Origin of the sequence: Massilia sp. LMS1-1-1.1, from assembly GCF_040815535.1 — a bacterium.
GTDB lineage: Bacteria > Pseudomonadota > Gammaproteobacteria > Burkholderiales > Burkholderiaceae_D > Janthinobacterium > Janthinobacterium aestuarii.
The window spans coordinates 145,773-166,072 of the sequence record NZ_JBFPNG010000045.1 but is presented as its reverse complement, the minus strand read 5'-3'; the positions used below and the strand labels follow the sequence as shown (position 1 = coordinate 166,072).

Annotated in this window: 21 protein-coding genes; 8 read left to right on the top strand and 13 right to left on the bottom strand. The window is 66.0% G+C overall.

Annotation, left to right across the window (positions count from 1 at the left end):
• Positions 1–46: 46 nt before the first annotated feature.
• From MRBLMS1_RS22680 to MRBLMS1_RS22665, 4 genes are all read left to right on the top strand, one after another.
• Positions 47–718: a thiol:disulfide interchange protein DsbA/DsbL gene (locus MRBLMS1_RS22680; protein ID WP_034751770.1), complete on the top strand. Its 672-nt coding sequence runs from the start codon at positions 47–49 to the stop codon at positions 716–718.
• Positions 719–729: 11 nt separating this feature from the next.
• A complete protein-coding gene (locus tag MRBLMS1_RS22675; protein WP_070303949.1) occupies positions 730–954 on the top strand; it encodes a hypothetical protein in 225 nt (74 codons plus the stop codon).
• An 81-nt stretch (positions 955–1,035) separates the two neighbouring features.
• The gene (locus MRBLMS1_RS22670; RefSeq protein ID WP_139090404.1) at positions 1,036–1,782 is read left to right on the top strand and encodes an SDR family oxidoreductase; all 747 of its coding nucleotides are present in this window, start codon (positions 1,036–1,038) and stop codon (positions 1,780–1,782) included.
• A 114-nt stretch (positions 1,783–1,896) separates the two neighbouring features.
• A complete protein-coding gene (locus MRBLMS1_RS22665; protein WP_485882099.1) occupies positions 1,897–2,427 on the top strand; it encodes an ester cyclase in 531 nt (176 codons plus the stop codon).
• Between the two features lie 10 nt (positions 2,428–2,437).
• Here MRBLMS1_RS22665 and MRBLMS1_RS22660 read toward each other — a convergent pair whose 3' ends face one another.
• From MRBLMS1_RS22660 to MRBLMS1_RS22630, 7 genes are all read right to left on the bottom strand, one after another.
• A complete protein-coding gene (locus MRBLMS1_RS22660; RefSeq protein ID WP_485882097.1) occupies positions 2,438–3,418 on the bottom strand; it encodes a LysR family transcriptional regulator in 981 nt (326 codons plus the stop codon).
• Entirely contained in the window at positions 3,352–4,248 is an 897-nt protein-coding gene (locus MRBLMS1_RS22655; RefSeq protein ID WP_485882095.1) for an HlyD family secretion protein, read from the bottom strand. The genes MRBLMS1_RS22660 and MRBLMS1_RS22655 overlap by 67 nt, the downstream gene beginning before the upstream one ends.
• 37 nt (positions 4,249–4,285) lie before the next feature.
• Positions 4,286–4,486: a DUF1656 domain-containing protein gene (locus tag MRBLMS1_RS22650; RefSeq protein ID WP_034751763.1), complete on the bottom strand. Its 201-nt coding sequence runs from the start codon at positions 4,484–4,486 to the stop codon at positions 4,286–4,288.
• A complete protein-coding gene (locus MRBLMS1_RS22645; RefSeq protein WP_485882093.1) occupies positions 4,476–6,620 on the bottom strand; it encodes an FUSC family protein in 2,145 nt (714 codons plus the stop codon). Before MRBLMS1_RS22645 ends, MRBLMS1_RS22650 begins: the two co-directional genes overlap by 11 nt.
• A 10-nt stretch (positions 6,621–6,630) precedes the next feature.
• The gene (locus MRBLMS1_RS22640; protein ID WP_034751839.1) at positions 6,631–7,137 is read right to left on the bottom strand and encodes a MarR family winged helix-turn-helix transcriptional regulator; all 507 of its coding nucleotides are present in this window, start codon (positions 7,135–7,137) and stop codon (positions 6,631–6,633) included.
• 73 nt (positions 7,138–7,210) lie between these two features.
• Entirely contained in the window at positions 7,211–8,623 is a 1,413-nt protein-coding gene (locus MRBLMS1_RS22635) for an efflux transporter outer membrane subunit (RefSeq protein WP_485882090.1), read from the bottom strand.
• Positions 8,624–8,746: 123 nt separating this feature from the next.
• Complete coding sequence (locus MRBLMS1_RS22630; protein ID WP_485882088.1) at positions 8,747–9,064, bottom strand: DUF4148 domain-containing protein; 318 nt, start codon at positions 9,062–9,064, stop codon at positions 8,747–8,749.
• Between the two features lie 285 nt (positions 9,065–9,349).
• Between MRBLMS1_RS22630 and MRBLMS1_RS22625 the strand changes: the two genes are divergently transcribed.
• The 3 genes from MRBLMS1_RS22625 to MRBLMS1_RS22615 all read left to right on the top strand — a co-directional run bounded on the left by MRBLMS1_RS22625 (position 9,350) and on the right by MRBLMS1_RS22615 (position 10,689).
• Positions 9,350–9,679: a hypothetical protein gene (locus MRBLMS1_RS22625; protein WP_128140225.1), complete on the top strand. Its 330-nt coding sequence runs from the start codon at positions 9,350–9,352 to the stop codon at positions 9,677–9,679.
• A 115-nt stretch (positions 9,680–9,794) separates the two neighbouring features.
• The gene (locus MRBLMS1_RS22620) at positions 9,795–10,112 is read left to right on the top strand and encodes a hypothetical protein (protein ID WP_034782067.1); all 318 of its coding nucleotides are present in this window, start codon (positions 9,795–9,797) and stop codon (positions 10,110–10,112) included.
• Positions 10,113–10,212: 100 nt separating this feature from the next.
• Positions 10,213–10,689, top strand: coding sequence for a DUF2244 domain-containing protein (locus MRBLMS1_RS22615; protein ID WP_128140224.1), 477 nt, complete (start codon positions 10,213–10,215; stop codon positions 10,687–10,689).
• Here MRBLMS1_RS22615 and MRBLMS1_RS22610 read toward each other — a convergent pair.
• The gene (locus MRBLMS1_RS22610) at positions 10,674–11,168 is read right to left on the bottom strand and encodes a hypothetical protein (RefSeq protein WP_485882085.1); all 495 of its coding nucleotides are present in this window, start codon (positions 11,166–11,168) and stop codon (positions 10,674–10,676) included. The genes MRBLMS1_RS22615 and MRBLMS1_RS22610 overlap by 16 nt on opposite strands.
• Before the next feature lie 77 nt (positions 11,169–11,245).
• Complete coding sequence (mgrA, locus tag MRBLMS1_RS22605; RefSeq protein ID WP_485882083.1) at positions 11,246–12,286, bottom strand: L-glyceraldehyde 3-phosphate reductase; 1,041 nt, start codon at positions 12,284–12,286, stop codon at positions 11,246–11,248.
• A 121-nt stretch (positions 12,287–12,407) separates the two neighbouring features.
• Here mgrA and MRBLMS1_RS22600 point away from each other — a divergent pair, with 121 nt between their 5' ends.
• Positions 12,408–14,006 (top strand): CYTH and CHAD domain-containing protein, encoded by a 1,599-nt coding sequence (locus MRBLMS1_RS22600; protein WP_485882081.1) that lies wholly within the window; start codon positions 12,408–12,410, stop codon positions 14,004–14,006.
• A 7-nt stretch (positions 14,007–14,013) separates the two neighbouring features.
• Here MRBLMS1_RS22600 and kdoO read toward each other — a convergent pair whose 3' ends face one another.
• The 4 genes from kdoO to MRBLMS1_RS22580 all read right to left on the bottom strand — a co-directional run bounded on the left by kdoO (position 14,014) and on the right by MRBLMS1_RS22580 (position 19,936).
• Complete coding sequence (kdoO, locus tag MRBLMS1_RS22595) at positions 14,014–14,889, bottom strand: Kdo hydroxylase KdoO (RefSeq protein WP_485882079.1); 876 nt, start codon at positions 14,887–14,889, stop codon at positions 14,014–14,016.
• 135 nt (positions 14,890–15,024) lie between these two features.
• Positions 15,025–17,997: a sensor histidine kinase gene (locus tag MRBLMS1_RS22590; protein WP_485882077.1), complete on the bottom strand. Its 2,973-nt coding sequence runs from the start codon at positions 17,995–17,997 to the stop codon at positions 15,025–15,027.
• A 129-nt stretch (positions 17,998–18,126) separates the two neighbouring features.
• A complete protein-coding gene (locus tag MRBLMS1_RS22585; RefSeq protein WP_034751750.1) occupies positions 18,127–18,705 on the bottom strand; it encodes a superoxide dismutase in 579 nt (192 codons plus the stop codon).
• 211 nt (positions 18,706–18,916) lie between these two features.
• Positions 18,917–19,936, bottom strand: a complete 1,020-nt coding sequence (locus tag MRBLMS1_RS22580) for a LacI family DNA-binding transcriptional regulator (protein WP_128140218.1) — start codon at positions 19,934–19,936, stop codon at positions 18,917–18,919.
• Positions 19,937–20,300 lie beyond the last annotated feature (364 nt).

Genomic DNA, 20,300 nt, shown 5'->3' with positions numbered 1-20,300 from the left:
GTGGTAATCTCGCCCCGTTCACGACCACTTATGATGAAGGATTATTATGCGTTTTCTGCGTTTCTTGCGTCCCCTGCTTGCCGCCGTCACCCTGGTGGCGGCCACCGGCGGCGCCATGGCGGCCGATACCGGCTTTACCACGCTCACGACGCCAGTGCGCACGGACACGGGCAAGAAGGTGGAAGTGGTCGAGTACTTCATGTATTCGTGCCCGCACTGCTACGTGCTCGATCCGCTGATGCACGACTGGGTCAAGAAGCAGGGCGACAAGATCGCCTTCCGCCGCGTCCACCTGGCCGCCACCGGCCCGAAAGACCCGCAGGCGCACGCCTATGCCACGCTGGAAGCGATGGGCCAGCTGGACCAGTTCCACGACAAGATCTTCCGCGCCATCCACGTCGAGCGCAACCGCCTGAACCGCGATGACGCCATCCTCGACCTGCTGGTCAAGAACGGCATCGACAAGGCGAAATACCTGGACATGTTCAACTCGTTCGGCGTGCAGACCAAGCTGAAACGCAACGAGCAGCTGATCACCGCCAGCAAGATCGAGAGCGCGCCGACCATCGTCATCGATGGCCGCTTCGTGACGTCGCCGGCGCAGCTGTCGCGCCCGGGCCAGTCCGAACCGCAAACCCAGGCGGCGACCCTGCGCGTGATGGATGAACTGGTGGCGCGCGTGCTGAAAGAGCGCGCACCGGCGCCAGCGAAGAAGTAAGCGGAGACGTCATGAAACAGCTGCCCTGGACCCTGTGCGTACTGGCCCTCGCCCTCGTGGCGTGGCTGGCGATTGCCATCGTCAACGTGGAAAACCAGCGCAATGCGCTGGCCAGCAAGGCTTGCGTGGACCCCGCGTTCAAGAACGAGGTCGATGCGAAATGCCTGGCGTCCGTGCAGTCGCGCGAACACTGGTGGCAGCATCTCACTTACGCCATGACGCATTTCCGAAATTGAATGTGTCAGTACGAAAAACCCGCCGCGCGCGGGTTTTTTTTCGTCCGCGTATGATGAAGCCACAACTATTCAGGAGGGACGATGAAGGAAGTGATCTTGATTACCGGTAGCAGCCGCGGCATCGGCGCGGCGACGGCACTGCTGGCGGCGCGCCAGGGCTATGCCGTGTGCATCAACTATGTGCGCGACGCGCAGGCGGCCGACGCGCTGTGCGCGCGCATCGTGGCCGGCGGGGGCGAGGCCATCGCCGTGCAGGCCGACGCCAGCGATGAAGCGGACGTGGCGCGACTGTTTGCGGAAGTCGATGCGCGCCTGGGGACGCTCACGGCGCTGGTCAACAATGTGGGCGTGCTGGAGCAGAAATGCCGGCTTGTCGACATGTCCGCGCAGCGCCTCGAACGCGTGCTGCGCACCAATGTGATCAGTTATTTCCTGTGCTGCCAGCAGGCCGTGCGGCGCATGTCGACGGCCCATGGCGGGCACGGCGGACGCATCGTGAACGTGTCGTCGGCGGCGGCCCGCCTCGGCTCTCCAGACGAATACATCGACTACGCGGCCTCGAAAGGCGCCGTCGATACCCTGACCCTTGGCCTGGCGAAGGAAGTGGCGGCCGAAGGCATCCGCGTCAACGGCGTGCGGCCCGGCATCATCTATACGGAGATCCATGCTTCGGGCGGCGAACCGGGACGGGTGGCGCGCCTGGCGCCCGGCGTGCCGATGCAGCGGGGCGGCCAGCCGGAAGAAATCGCCGACGCCATCCTGTACCTGCTGGGGCCGGGCGCCAGCTATGTGACGGGCAGCATCCTCGACGTGGCGGGCGGGCGCTGATCTTCAATTCCTGCAAGTAACTGATTCAAGCGCGGGGCCAATTATCAAGCGCGGCAAGCGGGTCCAGAATGACGGTGTGCCATGTGCACGCCGATCAACTCATTTGGAACTACTATGCCCGCTTTTGCCCCCGCCCTCCTTGCCCTGTCGCTGCTGGCCGCCGCGCCAGCCCATGCCGCCATGGATTTGCCCATGCCGGCCCACCTGTCTGGCGCGAAAGCCGATGCCACCGTGGCGCTGGCCGCGCGCCGCTACGCCGCGTTCTGGCAAAGCGGCGATCCGGCCCTGGCGCGGCTGGCGCTGGCTGACGATTTCACCGACCGTACCTTGCCCGCCGGCCGCCCGCAGGGCTTGGCCGGCCCGTTGCAGGCGTCGCAAGTATTCCACGCGGCCGTGCCGGATTTGAAAGTCGCCATCGAGGAGATGCTGGTGGCGGGCGACCGGGTCTCCTTGCGCTTGCATTTCACGGGCCGCTTCACGGGCGTCTTCCCCACGCCGCAGGGCGAGTTGCGCGGCCAGGGGCAAGCCATCGATTTCCATGCGTTTGATCTGTACCGGGTCAATGCGCAAGGGCGCATCAGCGACAACTGGCACCTGGAAGACAATCTGACCCTGCTGCGCCAGCTGGGCGTGCTGGCGCCGTGAGGATGGCTGGCTAGCCGTGCGCCGGCAGGGCGGCGAATTGCTGCAGCAGGAAGTCGACCAGCAGGGCCACGCGCGGCGGCTGGAAGCGGCTGCGCCGGTACAGCAGGTTCAGGGGGACGCTATCGGCAAAGTAATCGTCGAGCACCGTCTGCAAGCGCCCCGCGCGCAGGTCGTCGCCGATGTCGAGCAGGGATTTGTAGGCATAGCCATGGCCGGCCACGGCCCAGCGGCGGATGATTTCACCATCGTTGCTGTGCCAGTCCCCCTGCAGGCGCAAGCCGTGGCGCTTGCCGTTTTCGCGGTAGCGCCACTCCTGCGGCGCGCCGTCGCCGGCCGTGAGCACGAGGGTCGGCAGCGATGCCAGGTCGCGCGGCGCGGCCGGCACGCCGACCCTGGCGGCCAGCGTTGGCGCCACGCACACGACGCGGCGGCCCGGGTGCAGCAGGCGCGCCACCATGTCGCTGTCGGGCAGCTCGCCGTAGCGGATGGCCAGGTCGACGTCGTCCTGCACCAGGTTGGCCGTGGCGTCCGTCAGGGTCAGCGCATGGCGCACCTGCGGGTGCAGCGCGGCAAAGCGGTCGAGCATGGGCAGCAGCAACTGGCGGCCGATGTCGGATGGTGCCGAAATGCGCACCACGCCGCGCACGGCGCCGCCGCCCGCATGCAAGCCGTCTTCGGCCTGCGCCAGCAAGTCCAGCGCCTGTTCGCTGTAGTGGCGGTAGTGCAGGCCTTCTTCCGTCAGGCGCAGCTGGCGCGTGGTGCGCTCGAACAGGGTGGCGCCCAGCGCCGATTCCAGGCGCGCAATGGCGGCGCTTGCGGCGGCCGGCGACAGGCCCTGCTTGCGGCCGGCTGCGGAAAAACTGCCCAGCGCCGCGGCGTCGAGGAACAGGGCGATTTCCGCCAGGCGCCCGGCACCGCCGCGTATCATGCCGGGTGCGCGGCCGCTGGCTTCGGCGTAGGCGCCGAATGGGGTGTCACCACCACGGTGCACGTGGTGCCGGCCACCAGCAATTGTCCCTTTGGCTGCTCGTCGATGTGGATGCGCACGGGCACGCGCTGCGCCAGGCGCACCCAGTTGAACGTGGGGTTGACGTCGGCCAGCAGTTCGCGGCCCGTGGCGGCGTCGCGGTCGGTGATGCCGCGCGCGATGCTCTCGATGTGGCCGTGCAGGGTGCCGCCGCTCATCAGATTCATTTCCGCCTTGTCGTCCTGCGCCAGCATGCCCAGCTTGGTCTCTTCGAAGTAGCCGACGACGTAGTAGGAGGCGCTGTCGATGACGGCCAGCTTGGCCGCGCCGACGGCGGCAAAGTCGCCCTTGTGCACGTTCAGGTTCGTCACGTAGCCGCTGACGGGCGCACGCACGGTGGTGCGTTCGAGGTTCAATTGGGCCAGTGCGCGGGCGGCCACGGCGGCCTGCACTTGCGACGTGGCCGAGGTGGCGGCGAACACCGCGCTTTCGCGGCTTTCCGTCGAGATGATGCTGGCGTCAAGGCCTGCGCGGCGCTGCGCTTCCTTGCCGCGGCGGCCTTGCTCCGTCCTTTGCGCGGCCAGCACGGCGTCGGCTTGCGCCAGCGCGCTCGCATAGCGCTCCTTGTCGACGACGAACAGGATGTCGCCCTTTTGCACGACCTGGTTATCGCGCACCAGCACGTCCGTGACGGTGCCGGCCACGTCGGCGCTGATGTTGACGATGTCGGCCTTGATGCGGCCGTCGCGCGTCCACGGCGACTCCATGTAGCGGTCCCAGACGGTCTTGCCTATCCACAGGGCGGCTGCCAATAGCAGCACGGTGATTGCATAGCGGGTCAGTTTGCTTACCATGTCGGCAGCCTTTCCTTGATCGGGTTGAACAGTTTTTTTATTTGTATAGCGATAGCGCCAGCGCGCCGAAGATGGCGATGAAGATGCACAGCCGCGCCAGCGACGGGTGCCACACCATGCGGTACACGCCCAGCCAGCCCAGCACGCGGTCGAGCAGGGTTTGCAGGGCTATGCTGAGGAGGAACAGGGGCAGCAGGGTAGGAATCAGAATTCCGAACAGGGCGAATTCACGCGGCATGGTGGTCTCCGGCGCCAGGCGCCATGTGGTCGAGTAAGGAGGTATAGATCGAGTGCAGGTCCGCCAGCGCCGTCTGCAGGCGCGCGCTGCGCTCGCCGGTCGCATCGGCTTCCGTCTGGGCCGCGCGCACCACGGCGCCCGCCTGCAGGGTGGCGGCCAGCGCCGCCTGCAGTGCCGTATCGCTGCGCGTGCGCAGCCAGCTGGCGATGTGGTCCACGCATTGCTGCAGCGCGTGGCGCGTGGCGCCCGGCCGGGCGGTGGCGATCAGTTCGCGCAGTTCGATCACGGAGTGGCCGATTTCCAGCAGGGTCAAGGCCTGGCGCACGACGGCGCGCGTGGCCTCGCCCGGCGCCGGGCCGGCCGCCGCATTGAGCTGGCTGAGCAGGTCGCGTACGCGGTTGTCGAAACGGTGCTTGACGCGGCGTGCGGGCGCCGTGCACGCATGCAGCGCTTCGCGCCACAGGGCCCGGCCGATGTGGTCCTTGTGGCCCATCGTGTGCTCGGGCAGCAGCACGGCAAACACGAGGGCGGCCAGCATCAGGCCCACGATCAGGGCCATGCCCGTGTTGAGAAAGGCTGCGCCATCGACGTGCATCACATTCGTCGGCGCCATCTGCGTGATGAAGGTCGACACGCCCAGGCCTACGCCCAGCTTGGCCGGATTCGTCATCAGGTACAGGCCGACGGCGAGAAACGGCGCAAAGCTCAGTACCAGCATGGGGAAGCCGTCGCCGTGCACCAGCACGAAATACACGCAGACGAGCGACAGCGGCATGGCGATCAAAAAGCCCGCCAGTACCTGGCGGATCATCATGATGGGGCGCGACGAGGATGAGGCCAGCGCGCAGAACACGGCCGCCATCAGCATCGCCGTGCTGGCGTAGGGCCAGGCGAGGAAGTAGGCGCCCAGCGCCAGCAGGGCCAGGCTGATGCCGGCGCGCGCGCCGCTGGCGAGCACCAGTGCGGGCGGCGTCTTCGGCGCATACGCCTGCGGCGTGCTCACGTCCAGCGGCGTGTCGTGCACGAGGCTGAAATACACTTCGTGAAAGCGGCTCATGTCGCGCGCGAAGCGCTCGAGCAGTTCGCACACGGTGTCGAAGTCGATGCGCTGCGCATGCGCGATGGCCGCGCCATCGATGTCCGCGCGCGCCTGGCCCAGCGCCGTTTGCAGATGCCGCTGCATGGTGTCGAGCGAGTCTTGCGACGGCGTCGCTTGCAGCGCCTCGGCGACGATGGCATACAAAGGCGCGCAGGCCTGCATGACCTGCGTCTCGCCATCGCGCTGCAGGCGGTCGAACAGGCGGTGGAAAGTATAGAAGGTGGTCAGCGCCGTCATGAAGGTGGCGTTGAAGGCGTGCAGCTTGCGGTTTTGCGCGCGCACGTGACTGACCTTGCTGGTGACTTCGAACAGGGCGGCCGAGCGGCCCAGTTCCAGCGCCGCCACGTCGGCGGCAAACTGCAGATGCGTCAGTTCCACCTGCGCCGGCGTGAGCTTTTGCTGCAGCACGTCCTGGCAAAAGGTGAGGAATTTTCCGTAGCGCGCCTGCACCGTGCGCATCACCTGCGTGCCCTGGTGGCGCGGCAGCAGCACGCTGGAGACGGCTGCCGAGCAGATGATGCCCAGGCTCACTTCAGCCACGCGCGTGACGGCCAGCGAGAAGACCTGCATCGGCTGCTCGATGGCGGGCAGCACGATCATGCAAGCTGTGTAGCCGGCCAGTACGTACACATACGACTGGGCATTGCGGTGCAGGGCCGAGCCGCTCGTGCACAGGCCCACCCACAGGGCCAGGCCGGCGAACAGCAGCACGGGCTGCTGCGGGAACAGGCCGATCAGGGTCAGCGCGGCCGTGCAGCCGAGCAGGGTGCCGCACAGGCGGTAAAAGCTTTTTTCCAGCACCATGCCGCTGCTGGGCAGGGCCAGGATGATGGTGGTGGTCATCGCCGTGCTCGGTGAATCGAGGCCCAGACGGTAGGCCAGCCACAGCGCGCAGAACGCGGCGATGAGGGTCTTGCCGACGTAGATCCAGCGTTCGCCTTCCGTCGCGCGCCAGTCCTGCAGCGCCAGCGCCAGCCAGCGGGCCGCCCGGGTCAGGGGGCCGTCTATAGGTGTTGTTGCTGTGGCTGGCGTCATCGATAGGCTATCAGTTCTGGTTGTTGAGATTGTTCAAATTGCGCAGCTGGCGCATGTACAGCTTGTCGAGCACTTGCAGCTCTTCTTCCGTGAACCCTTCGTACAGGGCCGAGGTTTCCTGGTACACGTCGGGCAGCGCCGTTTCGATCAGCGCGCGGCCCTTATCGGTCAGCGAGATCATCACGGAGCGGCGGTCGCCGGGACGCGTGCCCCGATGGATCAGGCCGCGCGTTTCCAGGTCGTTGCATACGCGCGTCAGGTTGGCCGGTTTTTCATGGCAGGCCATGCCCAGGGTGCAGGCGTTCGAGGTTTCGTCGTCCGTGCCGTACAGCACGGCCAGCACCATGTAACTGGCATCGACCAGGTCGTGCTTTTTCAGCGCGGCGTTGGTCAGGTCCTTCATGCCTTTTTGAATGTGGTACGTCATGCGCAATAAACGCATCAGTTCCATGGGGAAGCCTGGCATGCGCGTGCGGATGTTTTGCAGCCGCTTGGCGGTGGCGTCAAAAGCGGTCATGTCATATTCCTTCATGTGTGAATAAAGTTCCGATTGTATCTTGTTGAGCTAGGGCAATGCCAGGATTGCAAGCTTATATGCCGCCTCCCAGTGCATTCATCAAGGAAACGTAGAGATCAAGCTCGCGCGCCCCATTTTGCGCCTGCTGCTGTTCTTCCGCCAGCAGCGCCACTTGCGTGTTGAGCATGGCGATGGCGTCGCTCATGCCCGCCTTGTAGGCCTTTTCCGCCAGGTCGCGTGCGCGCTGCGCCGTGGCCAGCGCCTGCGCGGTCAGCTGGTGCTGTCTGGCCAGCGATTGCGCCTTGGTGACGGCGTTGGCCACGTCCGACATGGCGTTGATGACGGTGGCGTTGTATTGCTCGACGGCGCCGTCGTACACGGCTGTCTGGCTGCCCAGCTGGGCGCGCAGACGGGCGCCGGCAAAGATGGGCAGGCTGAGAGCGGGCGAGGCGCCGCGGATCTGCGAGTTGGCATCAAGAAAATGGCTGAAGCCGAAGGCCTGGAAACCGGCAAATGCCACCAGGTTGACGTTCGGGTAAAACTCGGCCTTGGCCGCGTCGATGCGCTGCGCCGCCGCTTCCACCCGCCAGCGCTGGGCGGCGATGTCGGGACGGCGGCCGATCAGGTCGGCCGGCAGGGCGGCGGGAATGGCCAGCGGCTGGTCCAGGCGCAGCACGGGGCGCGTGAACGCCGCGCCCGCTGCCGGGCCCTTGCCCGCCAGGGCCGCCAGCTGGTTGCGCAGCAGCGCCAGCGATTCGGCCGACTGTTCCAGCTGGCGGCGTCCGGCCGGCAAAGTGGTTTCGATCTGCGCCACGTCGATGTCCGTGCCGATGCCGGCCGCCTTGCGCTGGCGCGTGATGTCGAGGATGCGGGCGCGCTGCGCCAGGCTGCGTTCGATCACGTCCTGCAGCTGGAATTCATACGACAGCTGGATGTAGGTGCGCACCAGCGCCGTTTCCAGCGCCAGGCGGGCCATCTGCGATTCGGCCGACGCCATCTGCACGTCGCCCAGGGCGGCGGACAGGGCGGCGCGGTTGCGGCCCCACAGGTCCAGGTCGTACGAAGCCGTGACGGTGGCCTGGTTGCGCCACGCGTAATTGCCGGCCAGCGGCGCCGGCGTGCTGCCGTGCTGGGAATACAGTTCGCGGTTGATGGAAACACTCGCGTCGGCCTGCGGACGAGTCTTGTCTTCGGCCGCGCCGGCCAGCGCCTCGGCCTGGCGCACGCGCGCCTGGGCGCTGCGCAGGGTGGGGCTGTCGGCCAGGGCCTGGTCCATCAAACGGTTCAATTGGCGGTCGTGCAAGTCTTGCCACCATTGCGTGCGCGGCCATTCGATGGCGGCGCTGGCGGCGGCATCCATGGCCTGGTTCGCCTGTAGCTTGCTGGCGTCGAGCATGGCCGATTGCGGCGCGATATGGCCCATGTCGGCGCAAGCGCTCAAGGCAAGGATCAGGCTGGCGGCAAGCAAACGGCGGTGCAGGGGCATGCAGAAACTCCAGAAGAAGGTGTTGGGGTGATGCTGACAGCTCGCCGCGGTGAGCGCCGGGAGTGGCCCGGGGTGCTGCGCCGCAACTGAGTTGTTACTGACTGAAACCGGCTGACTGGTTTCTTATTGCACGACGTGCTTGGCCGTTTGCGCGACGTCAAAGTCCGCTTCCGTTTGCGGGATCAGGCCGGCTTTGCGGGCGGCGTAGAACTCGGCCATGACTTGCTCGCGCGTCACCTGGCTGGCGGCGGTGGCCGGCATTTTCGGGTAGTCGACTTCGCTGGTGGCGATTTCGCCGGCGTTGCGGGCACGGACGTATTCGGCCGTGACTTGCTCGCGCGACAATTGCTGGCCCGTGGCGGCAGGCGCGGCGCTTTGGGCGAAAGCCGAGGTGGCGGCGGTGATGGCAAACAATGCTGCGATGAGGGATTTGGCTTGCATGATAAGACTCCAAAATGTGTGTGATGGCTGGGTGGATGGGCCGGATCGCCACGTACCGGTCGGTTCGGCGGCATGGCGCTGGTGGGCGCCGTGCCGCCGATGAAGCAGTTTCTGGATGAGAAGATGCTTACTTGAATTAACTATAGCAATGAATAGTACATTTGTGAAGTAATTTATGAAAATAGTTGTGCGCCGCCGCATTTCCCCGTGGGAAGTGCCGTGCAGGCGTGCGCCGCTGGCCGGGCCAGGGGAGTAAGCTGGTTTTTTTGTTAACGGGAGGCCGCCATGAGCAGCAGTTCACTCGATCCGGACAATTTGCCCGTCATCCCCGACCGCGTCCTGGGCAGCGGCCATGGCAAGGGGGCGCTGGGCCCCAGCGACAGTTCCGACAGCGGCAGCGACATGCAGGGCGTGCCGGGCCAGGACCCGGAAGAGCTCGATAGCGACAGCGATGCCGCGGGCACGGGCGAGCGGGCCGGCGTGGAGCCGCAGAATACGGCGCCCGATGGCGGCGACATCGACGTCGACCATGTGGAAAGCCTGGCGCCCGTGCGGCCTGCAGAGGAGGGCGATGCCGAGTCCGACGCTCCCCGGGCGCCAGCGCCGCGCCCCTGATGCCAGTGGCTGGCCGCAAATTGCCGCCGCTGTGGCGCCATCAGCGTAAAATGGCGGCAAGGCGGCGTGTGCGCCGCCATGGCCAGCCGGCCGGTACAGGATAGGATGTCAGAGGATGCAAACGCAGATGTCGGAAGAGAAAGAAAAAGACTTGATGTCGATGTACCGCGAGACGCGGCCACGCGAGTTTTTTGGCGAAAAAAGTAATACCAACCACTTGGCCTGGAGTTTGCTGGTGGTCTTGCTGGCGCTGGCGTTCTGGCTCGTCGTGGCCCTGGCGGCGGCGGAAAACCAGCGCTATGCACTGGAAACGAAGGCGTGCCAGGATCACGTGTTTCCTACGGAAATCGACACGTCTTGCCTGAAACAGGTCAAGTCGCGCGATCACTGGTGGCAGCACGTGGGCCATGCGCTGGTGCGGATGGGCGCCTGACCCTGGCGCAAGCTGGCTGAACGAGCTAGCTGAACGATCTGGCTGAACCTGGCGGCGGCGAGGGCCGCTGCGGTGATGGAGCGATAGTGCGGGAGGCGTCATGCCACGCGATCACTCGCGCGAGCAGCCGCAATGGCTGCTCGCGCGCCACAGTGCCTTGACGGCGCGCCAGTTGCTGCGCGCCTATGGCTTGCTATGCCTGTTTTCCCTCGTCATTGCCGCCGCCTTTGCGTTGCGCGGCCTCTGGTACATTCCCGTTTTTTCCTTCGCCGAATTGATCCTGGTGGCCGCCGCCCTGCTGCATTACCTGCGCCATGCGCGCGACTATGAACACATCGTCCTGCGCGACGGCGAGTTGATCATCGAACAGGTCAGCGGCGGGCGTTGCCGGCGCCACCACTTTTCCCCATGGCGCACGCGCATCGCCGTGCCGCAATGGCCGCGCCAATTGATACACATCAACGATATCTGTGATGCTACCCGGCACGTGGCGGTGGGTGTCTTCGCCACGCCCGAACGGCGCCGGCAAGTGGCGCAGGAACTGGGCGCGTTGCTGCCGCCTTATTTGGGCCCGTAAAACTGGAAAGTCTGTACCACCAGCAAGGTGGTGGGGAAGCCCGTGATGGTCTTGAATTCCTTCACGCCCGTGATCTTGTAGGCGCCGGCCTGGAACTCTTCCCCTTCCGCCCAGCTGTGATCCTTCATGGCAAACTGCAGCAGGCGCTTGTCGTTATAGCGGTAGCTGAAGATGGTGTAGGCGCCGACGCGGCTGGTGACGACGAAATTTTCATCCTGCGCGTCGGCGATGAGCAGGATGCCCGGATAGCGCCCGATGCCCGCTTCCTCGTTCTGGATTCTCAGGATCACGTCGGTAAAACTGCATTCGGCGTCGCGGATCTTGTCGCGCTTCGTGGCGATTTTCATCACCTCGTCGTAGCTCTTGTTATGCACGATAGACCATTGCGGCGAGTCGCAATAATTGGCCGCGTGGACGCTGGCCGCGCAGGACAGCAGCAGGCACGCGGTGATGGCGGTGATGGCGGGGATGGCTTGCATGGAACCTTGTGGTGGATGTTGGACGGCGGCGGCAGTCTACCTGCAGGCTGCCGCCGCCACAAGCGCAGGACGGGTGATCAGGTGGCCCGCGACGGACCTTCCCACAGATTGATATGGCCTTCGCGCGCCTGCACGTCGATGGCGGCCAGTTCGTCGGCCGTGAACGACAGTTGCTGCAGCGCGGCCACATTTTCGCGGATTTGCGCGCTGCTGCTCGCGCCGATCAGGGTCGAAGTGACGCGGGGATCGCGCAGCACCCAGGCCAGCGCCATCTGCGCCAGGGTTTGCCCCCGCTGCGCGGCGATCTGGTTCAGCGCGCGCACGCGGGCCAGGTTTTCCGCGCTCAGGTGCTGTTGCGTCAGCGAACCGCCGCCGGGACGGTTGACGCGCGCATCCTGCGGCACGCCATCGAGGTATTTGTCGCTGAGCAGCCCTTGCGCCAGCGCCGTGAACGTGATGCAACCGATGCCTTCCTGCTGCAGGGTGTCGAGCAAGCCGTCTTCCTCGATCCAGCGGTTGAGCATGTTGTAGGCGGGCTGGTGGATCAGACACGGCACTTTCCATTCCTTCAGCAGGGCTGCCGCCTCGGCCGTCTTTTGCGGCGAATACGACGACAGGCCCACGTACAGCGCCTTGCCCTGCTGCACGGCGGTGGCCAGCGCGCCCATGGTTTCTTCCAGCGGTGTGTCGGCGTCGTAGCGGTGCGAGTAAAAGATGTCGACGTAATCGAGGCCCAGGCGACGCAAGCTCTGGTCCAGGCTGGCCAGCACATATTTGCGCGAACCGCCGCCCTGGCCGTACGGCCCCGGCCACATGTCCCAGCCCGCCTTGGTGGAAATGATCAGCTCATCGCGGTAGGGCAGAAAATCGTCGCGCAGCAGCTTGCCGAAATTGCTTTCCGCGCTGCCATACGGCGGGCCGTAGTTATTGGCCAGGTCGAAATGCGTGATGCCCAGGTCAAACGCGGTGCGCAGCATGTCGCGCTGCGATGCCAGATTGTTGCTGTCGCCAAAGTTATGCCACAGTCCCAGCGACAGCAGCGGCAGTTTCAGCCCGCTGCGCCCGCAAGTGCGGTATTGCATGCTGTCGTAGCGGTTCTCGGCGGCGTGGTAGGTCATGGCATCTCCTGGTTGAATGAAGCGCTTATTTTCGCGCAAAATCAAGGTCCGTGTGCGTGCGCCGTACGCGCGGCCGCACGCGCCTTACAATGGGCGATCAGGAGTCTCGCAAGGAGCGGTCATGGAAATCGAATTGAAATTGTTGCTGGCGCAGCAAGATGTACCGCGTTTGCGCGCGCACCCGCTGCTGGCGCAAACCACGCAAGGTGAGCCGCAACTGCTGCGGATGCACGATATCTATGTCGACACGCCCGATCTGCAGCTGTGCCGCCACCAGGCGGGCTTGCGCGTGCGCCAGGTGGACGGGCGCTGGGTGCAAACCCTGAAGGCGGGCGGCACCGTCAGCGGCGGTTTGCACAGCCGCCACGAATGGGAAGGCGAGGTGCCGGGGCCGCAACCGGACCTGGCCGCGCTCGATGCGGCCATCGGCCGCAAGCAGCCCATCCGCGCGCTGCTGCGCCAGGACGCCATCCGCGATGCCTTGCAGCCCGTGTTCAGTACGCGCATGGAGCGCACCGTATGGCAGTTGCGCACGCCGCAGGGCGACCAGATCGAATGCGTGCTGGACCAGGGTGTCATTGAAAGCGACGGGGATGGTGCCGATGGTGGCGATGGTGCCGCGCGCAGCGTGCCCGTCAGCGAGATCGAACTGGAATTGAAGCAGGGGCAGGCGTCCAGCCTGTTCGACGTGGCGCTGGCCCTGCTGCAAGACGTGCCGCTGCAGCTGGGCCACATGAGCAAGGCGGAGCGCGGTTACCGGCTCGCGGCGTCACAGCCTCTGCAGGCGGTCAAGGCGCAGCCCCTGGCGCTGGACGCGGCCATGTCCGTGGAACAGGTATTCCTGGTCATCGCCAGCAATTGCCTCGAACAAGTGAGCGGCAACCAGGATGGCGTGGCGGGGGGCGAGGACGTGGAAAGCGTGCACCAGATGCGCGTGGGCCTGCGCCGTTTGCGCTCGGCGCTGGGCATGTTCAAGTCCCTGCTGGCGCTGCCCGATGCCTTGAAGGGCGAACTCGAGTGGCTGGGCGGTGCGCTGGGCGAGGCGCGCGACTGGGATGTGTTGGCGGACAATACCCTGGCACAGCTGGACGGTGTAGCGGCCACGGATGCGGCGGCGCTGGCGGAGGCGGCGCACGCGCAGGCGCGCCTCAAGCACGAACTGGCGGCCCAGGCCGTCACCTCGGCGCGCTACACGGCCTGCATGCTGGGCTTGCAGCGCTGGCTGCAGGCGCGCGCCTGGCGCGACAGTTGTTCCGCGCGCCAGTTGCGGCGCCTGGATGCGCGCGTTTCGCCATTTGCCCGCGCGACCTTGCGCAAGGACCAGCGCCGCCTGATAAAGCGCGGCAAGCGTTTGCTGCATGCCACGCCGCAGCAGCGCCACCGGGTGCGCATCGCGGCCAAGAAGACGCGCTACGCGACGGAATTTTTTGCCTCGCTGTTTGCGGGCAGGGCCGTGAAACCGTATGTGGGGCGGCTGTCGGCCTTGCAGGATGAACTGGGCTGGCTCAACGACGTGCAGGTGGCCGACCGGCTGCTGCAGGAATTGCCCGAAGTTCCGGCTGGCCAGGCCGACCAGGCTGACCAGTCGGCCCAGGACCGGTTGCGGCTGCACGCGGCCTTCGTGCGCGGCTATCTGGCGGCGCGCGCGCAGGCGCAAGGCAGCGATGGCCGCATGCACAAGGCCTGGCGGCGCTTCAAGGCAGCCCGCTTGCCAGCCTGAGCCCCGGCTAGGCCAGCGGACGTTGCAACTGGCGTTCGAGGATGGCCAGCGGCGACTTGTGCGGGGCCGCCATGGCGTGAACGGGCAGCAGCCAGGTTTGTTCCAGCGCATGCTGTCCCCGCAGGGCAGCGTGCGATACCGTGTCGCTGAAGACGATCCACGTCTGGCCCGGCGCGAACGCATGCGTGTGCTGTTCCACCTGCGCCTGGTAGCCGAGGTCGGCCTTCATGGCATCGTGCAGCTGCAGCATGTAGTGGTCGTAGGCCGTGCGCCGCGACTTGGTGACGCGCAGCCATTGCAGCAGGGCCGCCAGCACCGGTTGCGGGCGTTTTGCGACGGGCAGGAAATGCTGCGCCACCTGCTCGAATGGCGCGCCCAGTTTCCACACGCGGGGGGCGTCGCGCGGATGGATGTTGGTGAAGACGCGCAGGATGCGCCGGCCCTGCGTGGGCGAGGAGGGAAAGCTGTCGACGTGCAGGCGCGTATCGTCCTTGCGCCACGAGGTCACCCTGCCGGCAATTTCTACGGGCCGAAAGCTGCCCTTGCCTTGCTGCAGGTGGGCCGAATAGGCAGGCAGCAAGCCGGCCAGCAGGCGCTGCGTGTGCCGCGCATAGCGCTGCATCAGCGCGGCCAGCAGGGTCGCATCGTAGGCGTCGCCGTGGCCGCGCACGCCGCGCGCCGGTTCCCAGCTGATGTTCTTGGCGCTGCCGGCGCTACCCACGGCGCCGTTCAGCAGCGCATGCTCTTCCTGTCGCAGGGGAAAGCCCAGCGCGGGCAGCAGCAGCACCTGCCCGTCTTCGAGTGCCTGCTGCGCCGCCGCCTGCTGCGCGGTGCTGCCGCTGGAGTCCCACCGGTTCAGGGAAATATCGATGAGTTTGCTCATGGCACAAACGGGTAAGACATCGGAGCGGCCAGTATGGGCGCTTGCCGCCCGCTCCCGTTTGCGCTGGCGCAGATTCAGTTCACGGTGCGGCGCGACCGCGGTTCACATAGAACAAGCCCGGCGGCCGGCGCGCCCTCAGTAAGCGAGGCGGCCTGGCACGCTCACTTCGATCTGCGTGCCGGCGCCGGGCCGGCTGTCGATGCGCAGGCTGGCCGCGATGCCGGCGGCGCGCTCGCGCATGCCGACCAGGCCCCAGTGGCCGGGCCGCTGGCCCGTTTGCGCCACGGCGTCATCGAGGCCGCAGCCGTCGTCGCGCACGCGCAGGGTGAATGCCTGCTCCGCATAGTCGAGTTCCAGCACGATGTTGGCCGCCTCGGCATAGCGCGAGGCGTTGAACAGCGCTTCGCGCGCGATCGCATAGATCTCGTCATGCACGCGCGGCTGCAGGCGTCGGCAGGTGCCGCTCACATGCACGGTAAACGCGTGCGCGCGGTGCTCGGCCAGGCCCTTGCCGAATTGCTGCAGCGCCAGGCGCAGTTCGTCCGGTTCAGCCGAGGCGCGCAAGTCCATGATCTGGTCGCGCCCTTCGATCAGCAGCTGGTCGGCCAGGTTGAGCGTGCCGTCGAGGCGCGCCCGTTCGCGCGTGCCCTTGGGCAGCATGTCCGCATGCGCATGGAACGACAGGATCAGGCCCTGCACGCTTTGCAGCAGGGTGTCGTGCAGCGAACGGGCGATGCGCGAGCGTTCGGCCAGGCGCTCCTGCAAGCGTTCCTGCAGCCGCTCCTGCATGTTGCGCGTCAGGTGGCGGATGCGCAGCACATAGCCGCCATACAGCAGCAGCGCGGCGCCCAGCACCAGCAGCACGACGAACCACGGCGTTTGCACGAAGGCGGGCGCGATGACGATGTCTAGCCCCGCTCCTTGCGTGTTCCACACGCCGTCTTCGTTGGCGGCCGTGACCTCGAAGCGGTAGCTGCCGGGCGCGAGGTTGGTGTAGTAGGCTTCGCGGCGTCCGACCGCTTCTTGCCAGCCCGCGTCCACGCCCGTCAGCTTGTAGCGCAGGCGCACGCGTTCCGGCATCGACAGGCTCAGGGCCGTGAAGCCGATCTGCAGGGTCTTGCTGCCTTGCGGCAGGTGCTGCGGCTTGCCATCGTCCAGCGCGTAACGCACGCCATTGGCCAGCAGGCTGTGGATCTGCACGGGCGGCGCCAGGGCGTTGCGGCGGATATGCAACGGGTCGAGCATGCCGATAGTGGCCGAGGTGGAAAACCACAACTTGCCATCGGGTGCATGGATCAGCGACGGCACGGGGCGCAGCTGCGAGGCATGGCCCTGCAAGCCGTCGAGCGCGTCGAAGCGTTCCGAGGTGACGGCGCTGCCATCGCGCATCCACGCGGCCAGGCTGGCGGCGCCGATATGGGCTATGCCGTCCGCGCCATGCAGCCACAGGTCGCCGTCCGGCAGGCGCACGATGCCCGACACGCCGCGAAACACCGCGCCGCGCGCGCCGCGCAAGGTGTGGAAGCGGCCGGCGCGGTACAGGGCCACGCCGTTTTCGCCGCCGGCCCACATCGCGTCGCCATCGCGGTACAGCTGCAGCACGGTGCCCACTTGCAGGCCCTCGGCGGCGCCAAGCCGCCTGACGGCGCCCGCGCGCTGGCCGTCGGCCACCAGGCTGATGGTATTGTCGGCATGGCCCAGCCAGACGGTGCCGGCGCCATCCATCGCCATGGCCGTCGTCAGTACCGTCGGCAAGCCCGAGAGGCCGCCGTTCGCGCTCCATTTTCCTTCGTTCAGGCGAAACAGGCCGCCGCCGGAAAACGAGGCCCACAGGGCGCCCGAGCGGTCTTGCTGCAGCGCCTGCGGATCGAGTCCCTGCACGGGCGTCGCCACGCGCGTCATGGCGCCGTTGCGCGCGCGATGGTGGAGTTCCTGCTCGTTGCCCAGCCATAGCGTGCCGTCGGGCGCCCAGTGGCTGGCCGCCAGCGCCCCTTTCAGGATCACTTTTTTCACGCCGTCGGCCGTAAAGCTGCGCACGTCGCTGACGTAGTCGCCGATCCACACGTCGCCGTCGGGCCCCGGCAGCATGCCGGGATGGTCGAAGGGCACGGCAACGGTCAGGGTCTTCAGGCGGTTCGGCCGCAGCCGGTCCAGGCCCGTCGAGGTACCGAACCACAGATTGCCTTCGCGGTCCTGGAACGAGGTTTGCGGCAATGGGCCGCTGATGCCGTTCTGGCGCGTCAGGCGCTGGGCCGGCAGGCTGGGGCCGGAAGGGTCGAACTTGCGTTCGATGCCGTCGGGCTGCATCAGCCACATGGTGCCGGCGCGGTCGAAGCGGATGCTGTTGCCCCTGGCATCGGGCCGGATGGGCGCATCGCCGCGCGGCGCGCTGGTGCGCACGCGGTAGTAATTGCTTTGCGCATCGACGGCCCAGATGGCGCCGTCGGGCGCTTCATCCATGCCGGTGAGGATGGTGCGCGGCCAGGCATGGGAAAAGCGCGTCTCGCCCGGCCTGCGGAAATAGGCGCCATGCATGGTGCCCATCCACTGCGTGCCGTCGCGGGCGAACAGGATCTGGTAGACGCGCTTGTCGGGCAGGCCCACGTTGGCTGCCTGCGCAACGAAACGGTCGGCGCCCGGCGCCAGGCGCGCCGCGCCATCGCGCGTGCCGACCCAGATGGCGCCGTCGGGCGCTACCTCGATATGGAACACGGCGCCCGGCGGCAAGCCGTCCGCCTCGCGGTAGGTGCGCGTGCCATCCTTGCGAAAGACACTGACGCCGCCGAGGCGGTAGCCGACCCACACGGCGCCGTCGGCCGGCGTGGCCAGGCCCAGCACATTGCTCGACGGCAGGCGGTGGCCGCACACGCTGTCGACCCTGTCGAAGCGCACGCCATCGTAGCGGTACAAGCCGGTGGCCGTGGCGATCCACAGCCAGCCATCCTTGCCCTGGGCGAATTTCAGCACATCGACGGGCGCGCCTTGCAGGGCGCCCCAGGCATTGTGCGTGTAGTCGGACAGCAGGGGCGATGGGGCGGCCGCGCACGCGTGCAGGTGGCACGCCAGCAGGGGCAGGATCAACAGGCGGCGCAGCAGGCGGGCGGACATCGTGGCAGAGGGAGATAGCGGTGGCGGGGCAGTGATTGTAGCGCAGCGCCGTGCCTTTCAGCAGGCAAAAAAAAGCCTGCGCGGGGTGGCGCAGGCTTCTTTTCGCCCTACGTTGACAAGGTTCCGCGCTTACGCGAAGTTCTTGGCAACGAAGTCCCAGTTGACCAGGCCCCAGAACGTTTCCACGTACTTGGCGCGCAGGTTGCGGTAGTCGATGTAGTAGGCATGTTCCCAGACGTCGCAGGTCAGCAGCGGCTTGTCGCCGGTGGTCAGCGGGCAGCCGGCGTTCGACGTGTTGACGATGTCGACGGAGCCGTCGGCTTTTTGCACCAGCCAGGTCCAGCCCGAACCGAAGTTGCCCACGCACGACTTGGTGAATTCTTCCTTGAACTTGTCGAACGACGACCATTTCGCGTTGATCGCGTCAGCCACGGCACCCGCAGGCGCGCCGCCGCCGGCCGGCTTCATGCCGTTCCAGTAGAAGGTGTGGTTCCATACCTGGGCTGCATTGTTGAAGATGCCGCCCGACGATTTCTTGATGATTTCTTCCAGCGACAGGTTCTCGAACTCGGTACCCTTGATCAGGTTGTTCAAGTTGGTGACATACGCCTGGTGATGCTTGGCATAGTGGTATTCCAGGGTTTCTTTCGAAATATGCGGCGCCAGAGCGTCCATTTCATATGGCAGTGGTGGCAGAGTATGTTCCATGTGATGTCCCTTATGGTGAGTGTTCGGAGTCTTCCAGCCTGTGGCCGGAGGGTTGAGCCAAGCTTGCTTGAAGCAGGCATTCTTGCTGAACGAGCCACTATTGTAAAGCGGATGCGCCATTGCTGCAGATTCCGGCACGCGTTATGGATGCCGGTAGCGTAGTGATTCTCGTTCAGCCTGAATCGGGCAGAAAAGTTCCAAGCCGCAAGCCTCAACGGATGCGCCGGGTGGTTTCCCTGACGATCAGTTCCAGCGGTGGAATGGCCGCCTGCACGGCTTCGCCATTGATCAGCCCCAGCAGCGCTTCCGTGGCGATGCGGCCGATGTCGTACAGGGGCTGGTGGATGGTCGTCAGCGGCGGCGTCGTGTAGGACGAGCCGGGCAAGTCATCGAAGCCGACGAGCGAGATATCGTCGGGCACGCGGATGCCCTTGCGGTACAGGCACAGGCGCACGCCGTAGGCGGACAGGTCGTTGGCGGCGAAGACGGCGCTGAATTGCTGCTGCGTATCGAACAAATGGTTCATGGCCAGCATCCCGCTTGCCTCATGGAAATCACCTTCCACCATCAGTTTCGGGTCGATGGCGATGTCCGCTTCGCGCAGCGCGCGCTGGTAGCCCGTCAGGCGCTCGGCCGCATCCGTGTTGTTGGCGGGGCCGGCCACGAAGGCGATGCGGCGGTGGCCCAGTTCCACCAGGTGGCGCACGGCCAGGTAGGCGCCGTATTCGTTGTCGAGCTTGAAGCCGATGGCGCTTTTCGTGGCCAGCAGGCGGCCCGTCGAGACGATAGGGCGCTGCTGCGAGAAATCAAGCACGCTCTCGTCCGAGATGCGCCCCGACAGCAGGATGATGCCGTCGACCTTCCGCGCCAGCAGCAAGCGGATGCGATCGGCCTCTTCCTGCGCATTCCAGTGCCCGCTGACGATGACGGACGCATAGCCCGTGTCCTTCAAGCCGTCGTCCACGCCGCGCAGGCTTTCGTCGAAGAAGGGACTGGAAATATCCTGCACCACGATGCCGATGGTCATCGAGCGGCCCTTCTTCAGCCCCTGCGCCATCTGGTTCGGCGCGAATTTCATGTGCGCGATGGCCGCCAGCACGGCATCGCGCTTGTCGTCGGAGACCCTGGCCGTGCCATTGAGGATGCGCGAAACGGTGCTGGGCGACACGCCGGCCTGGCGGGCCACGTCGAGCAGGGTGGAAGGGGGAGCAAGGCGGGCGCTATCGTTCAAGGTGATTCCTGGGTATCAAGATGACTGGTTCTCAGTGCTCTGAAAACCTTTTCATCGAAAGATTACCATAAATGCCCACAGGGGGCCGTCACTCGGGGTAGGTCGGCGTAGGTCGGGTTAGCCCGCAGGGCGTAACCCGACATATTGTTGGCTGTGCACGTCGGATTACGCGCGTAGCGCTAATCCGACCTACGCTTGAAAACGTTTTCACAAAAAACAACAGCAAGCCCGGCAGCCTGTATTTTCGCCTTTTTCATAGGAGAACACTTGCCACGGCATGCATCTCGCCGCGCTGCCCTCAATAAAAATGACAACTTTTTCGGTTGACTTGATTTTCTTTGCGGTGTTAAATGGACACATGTTG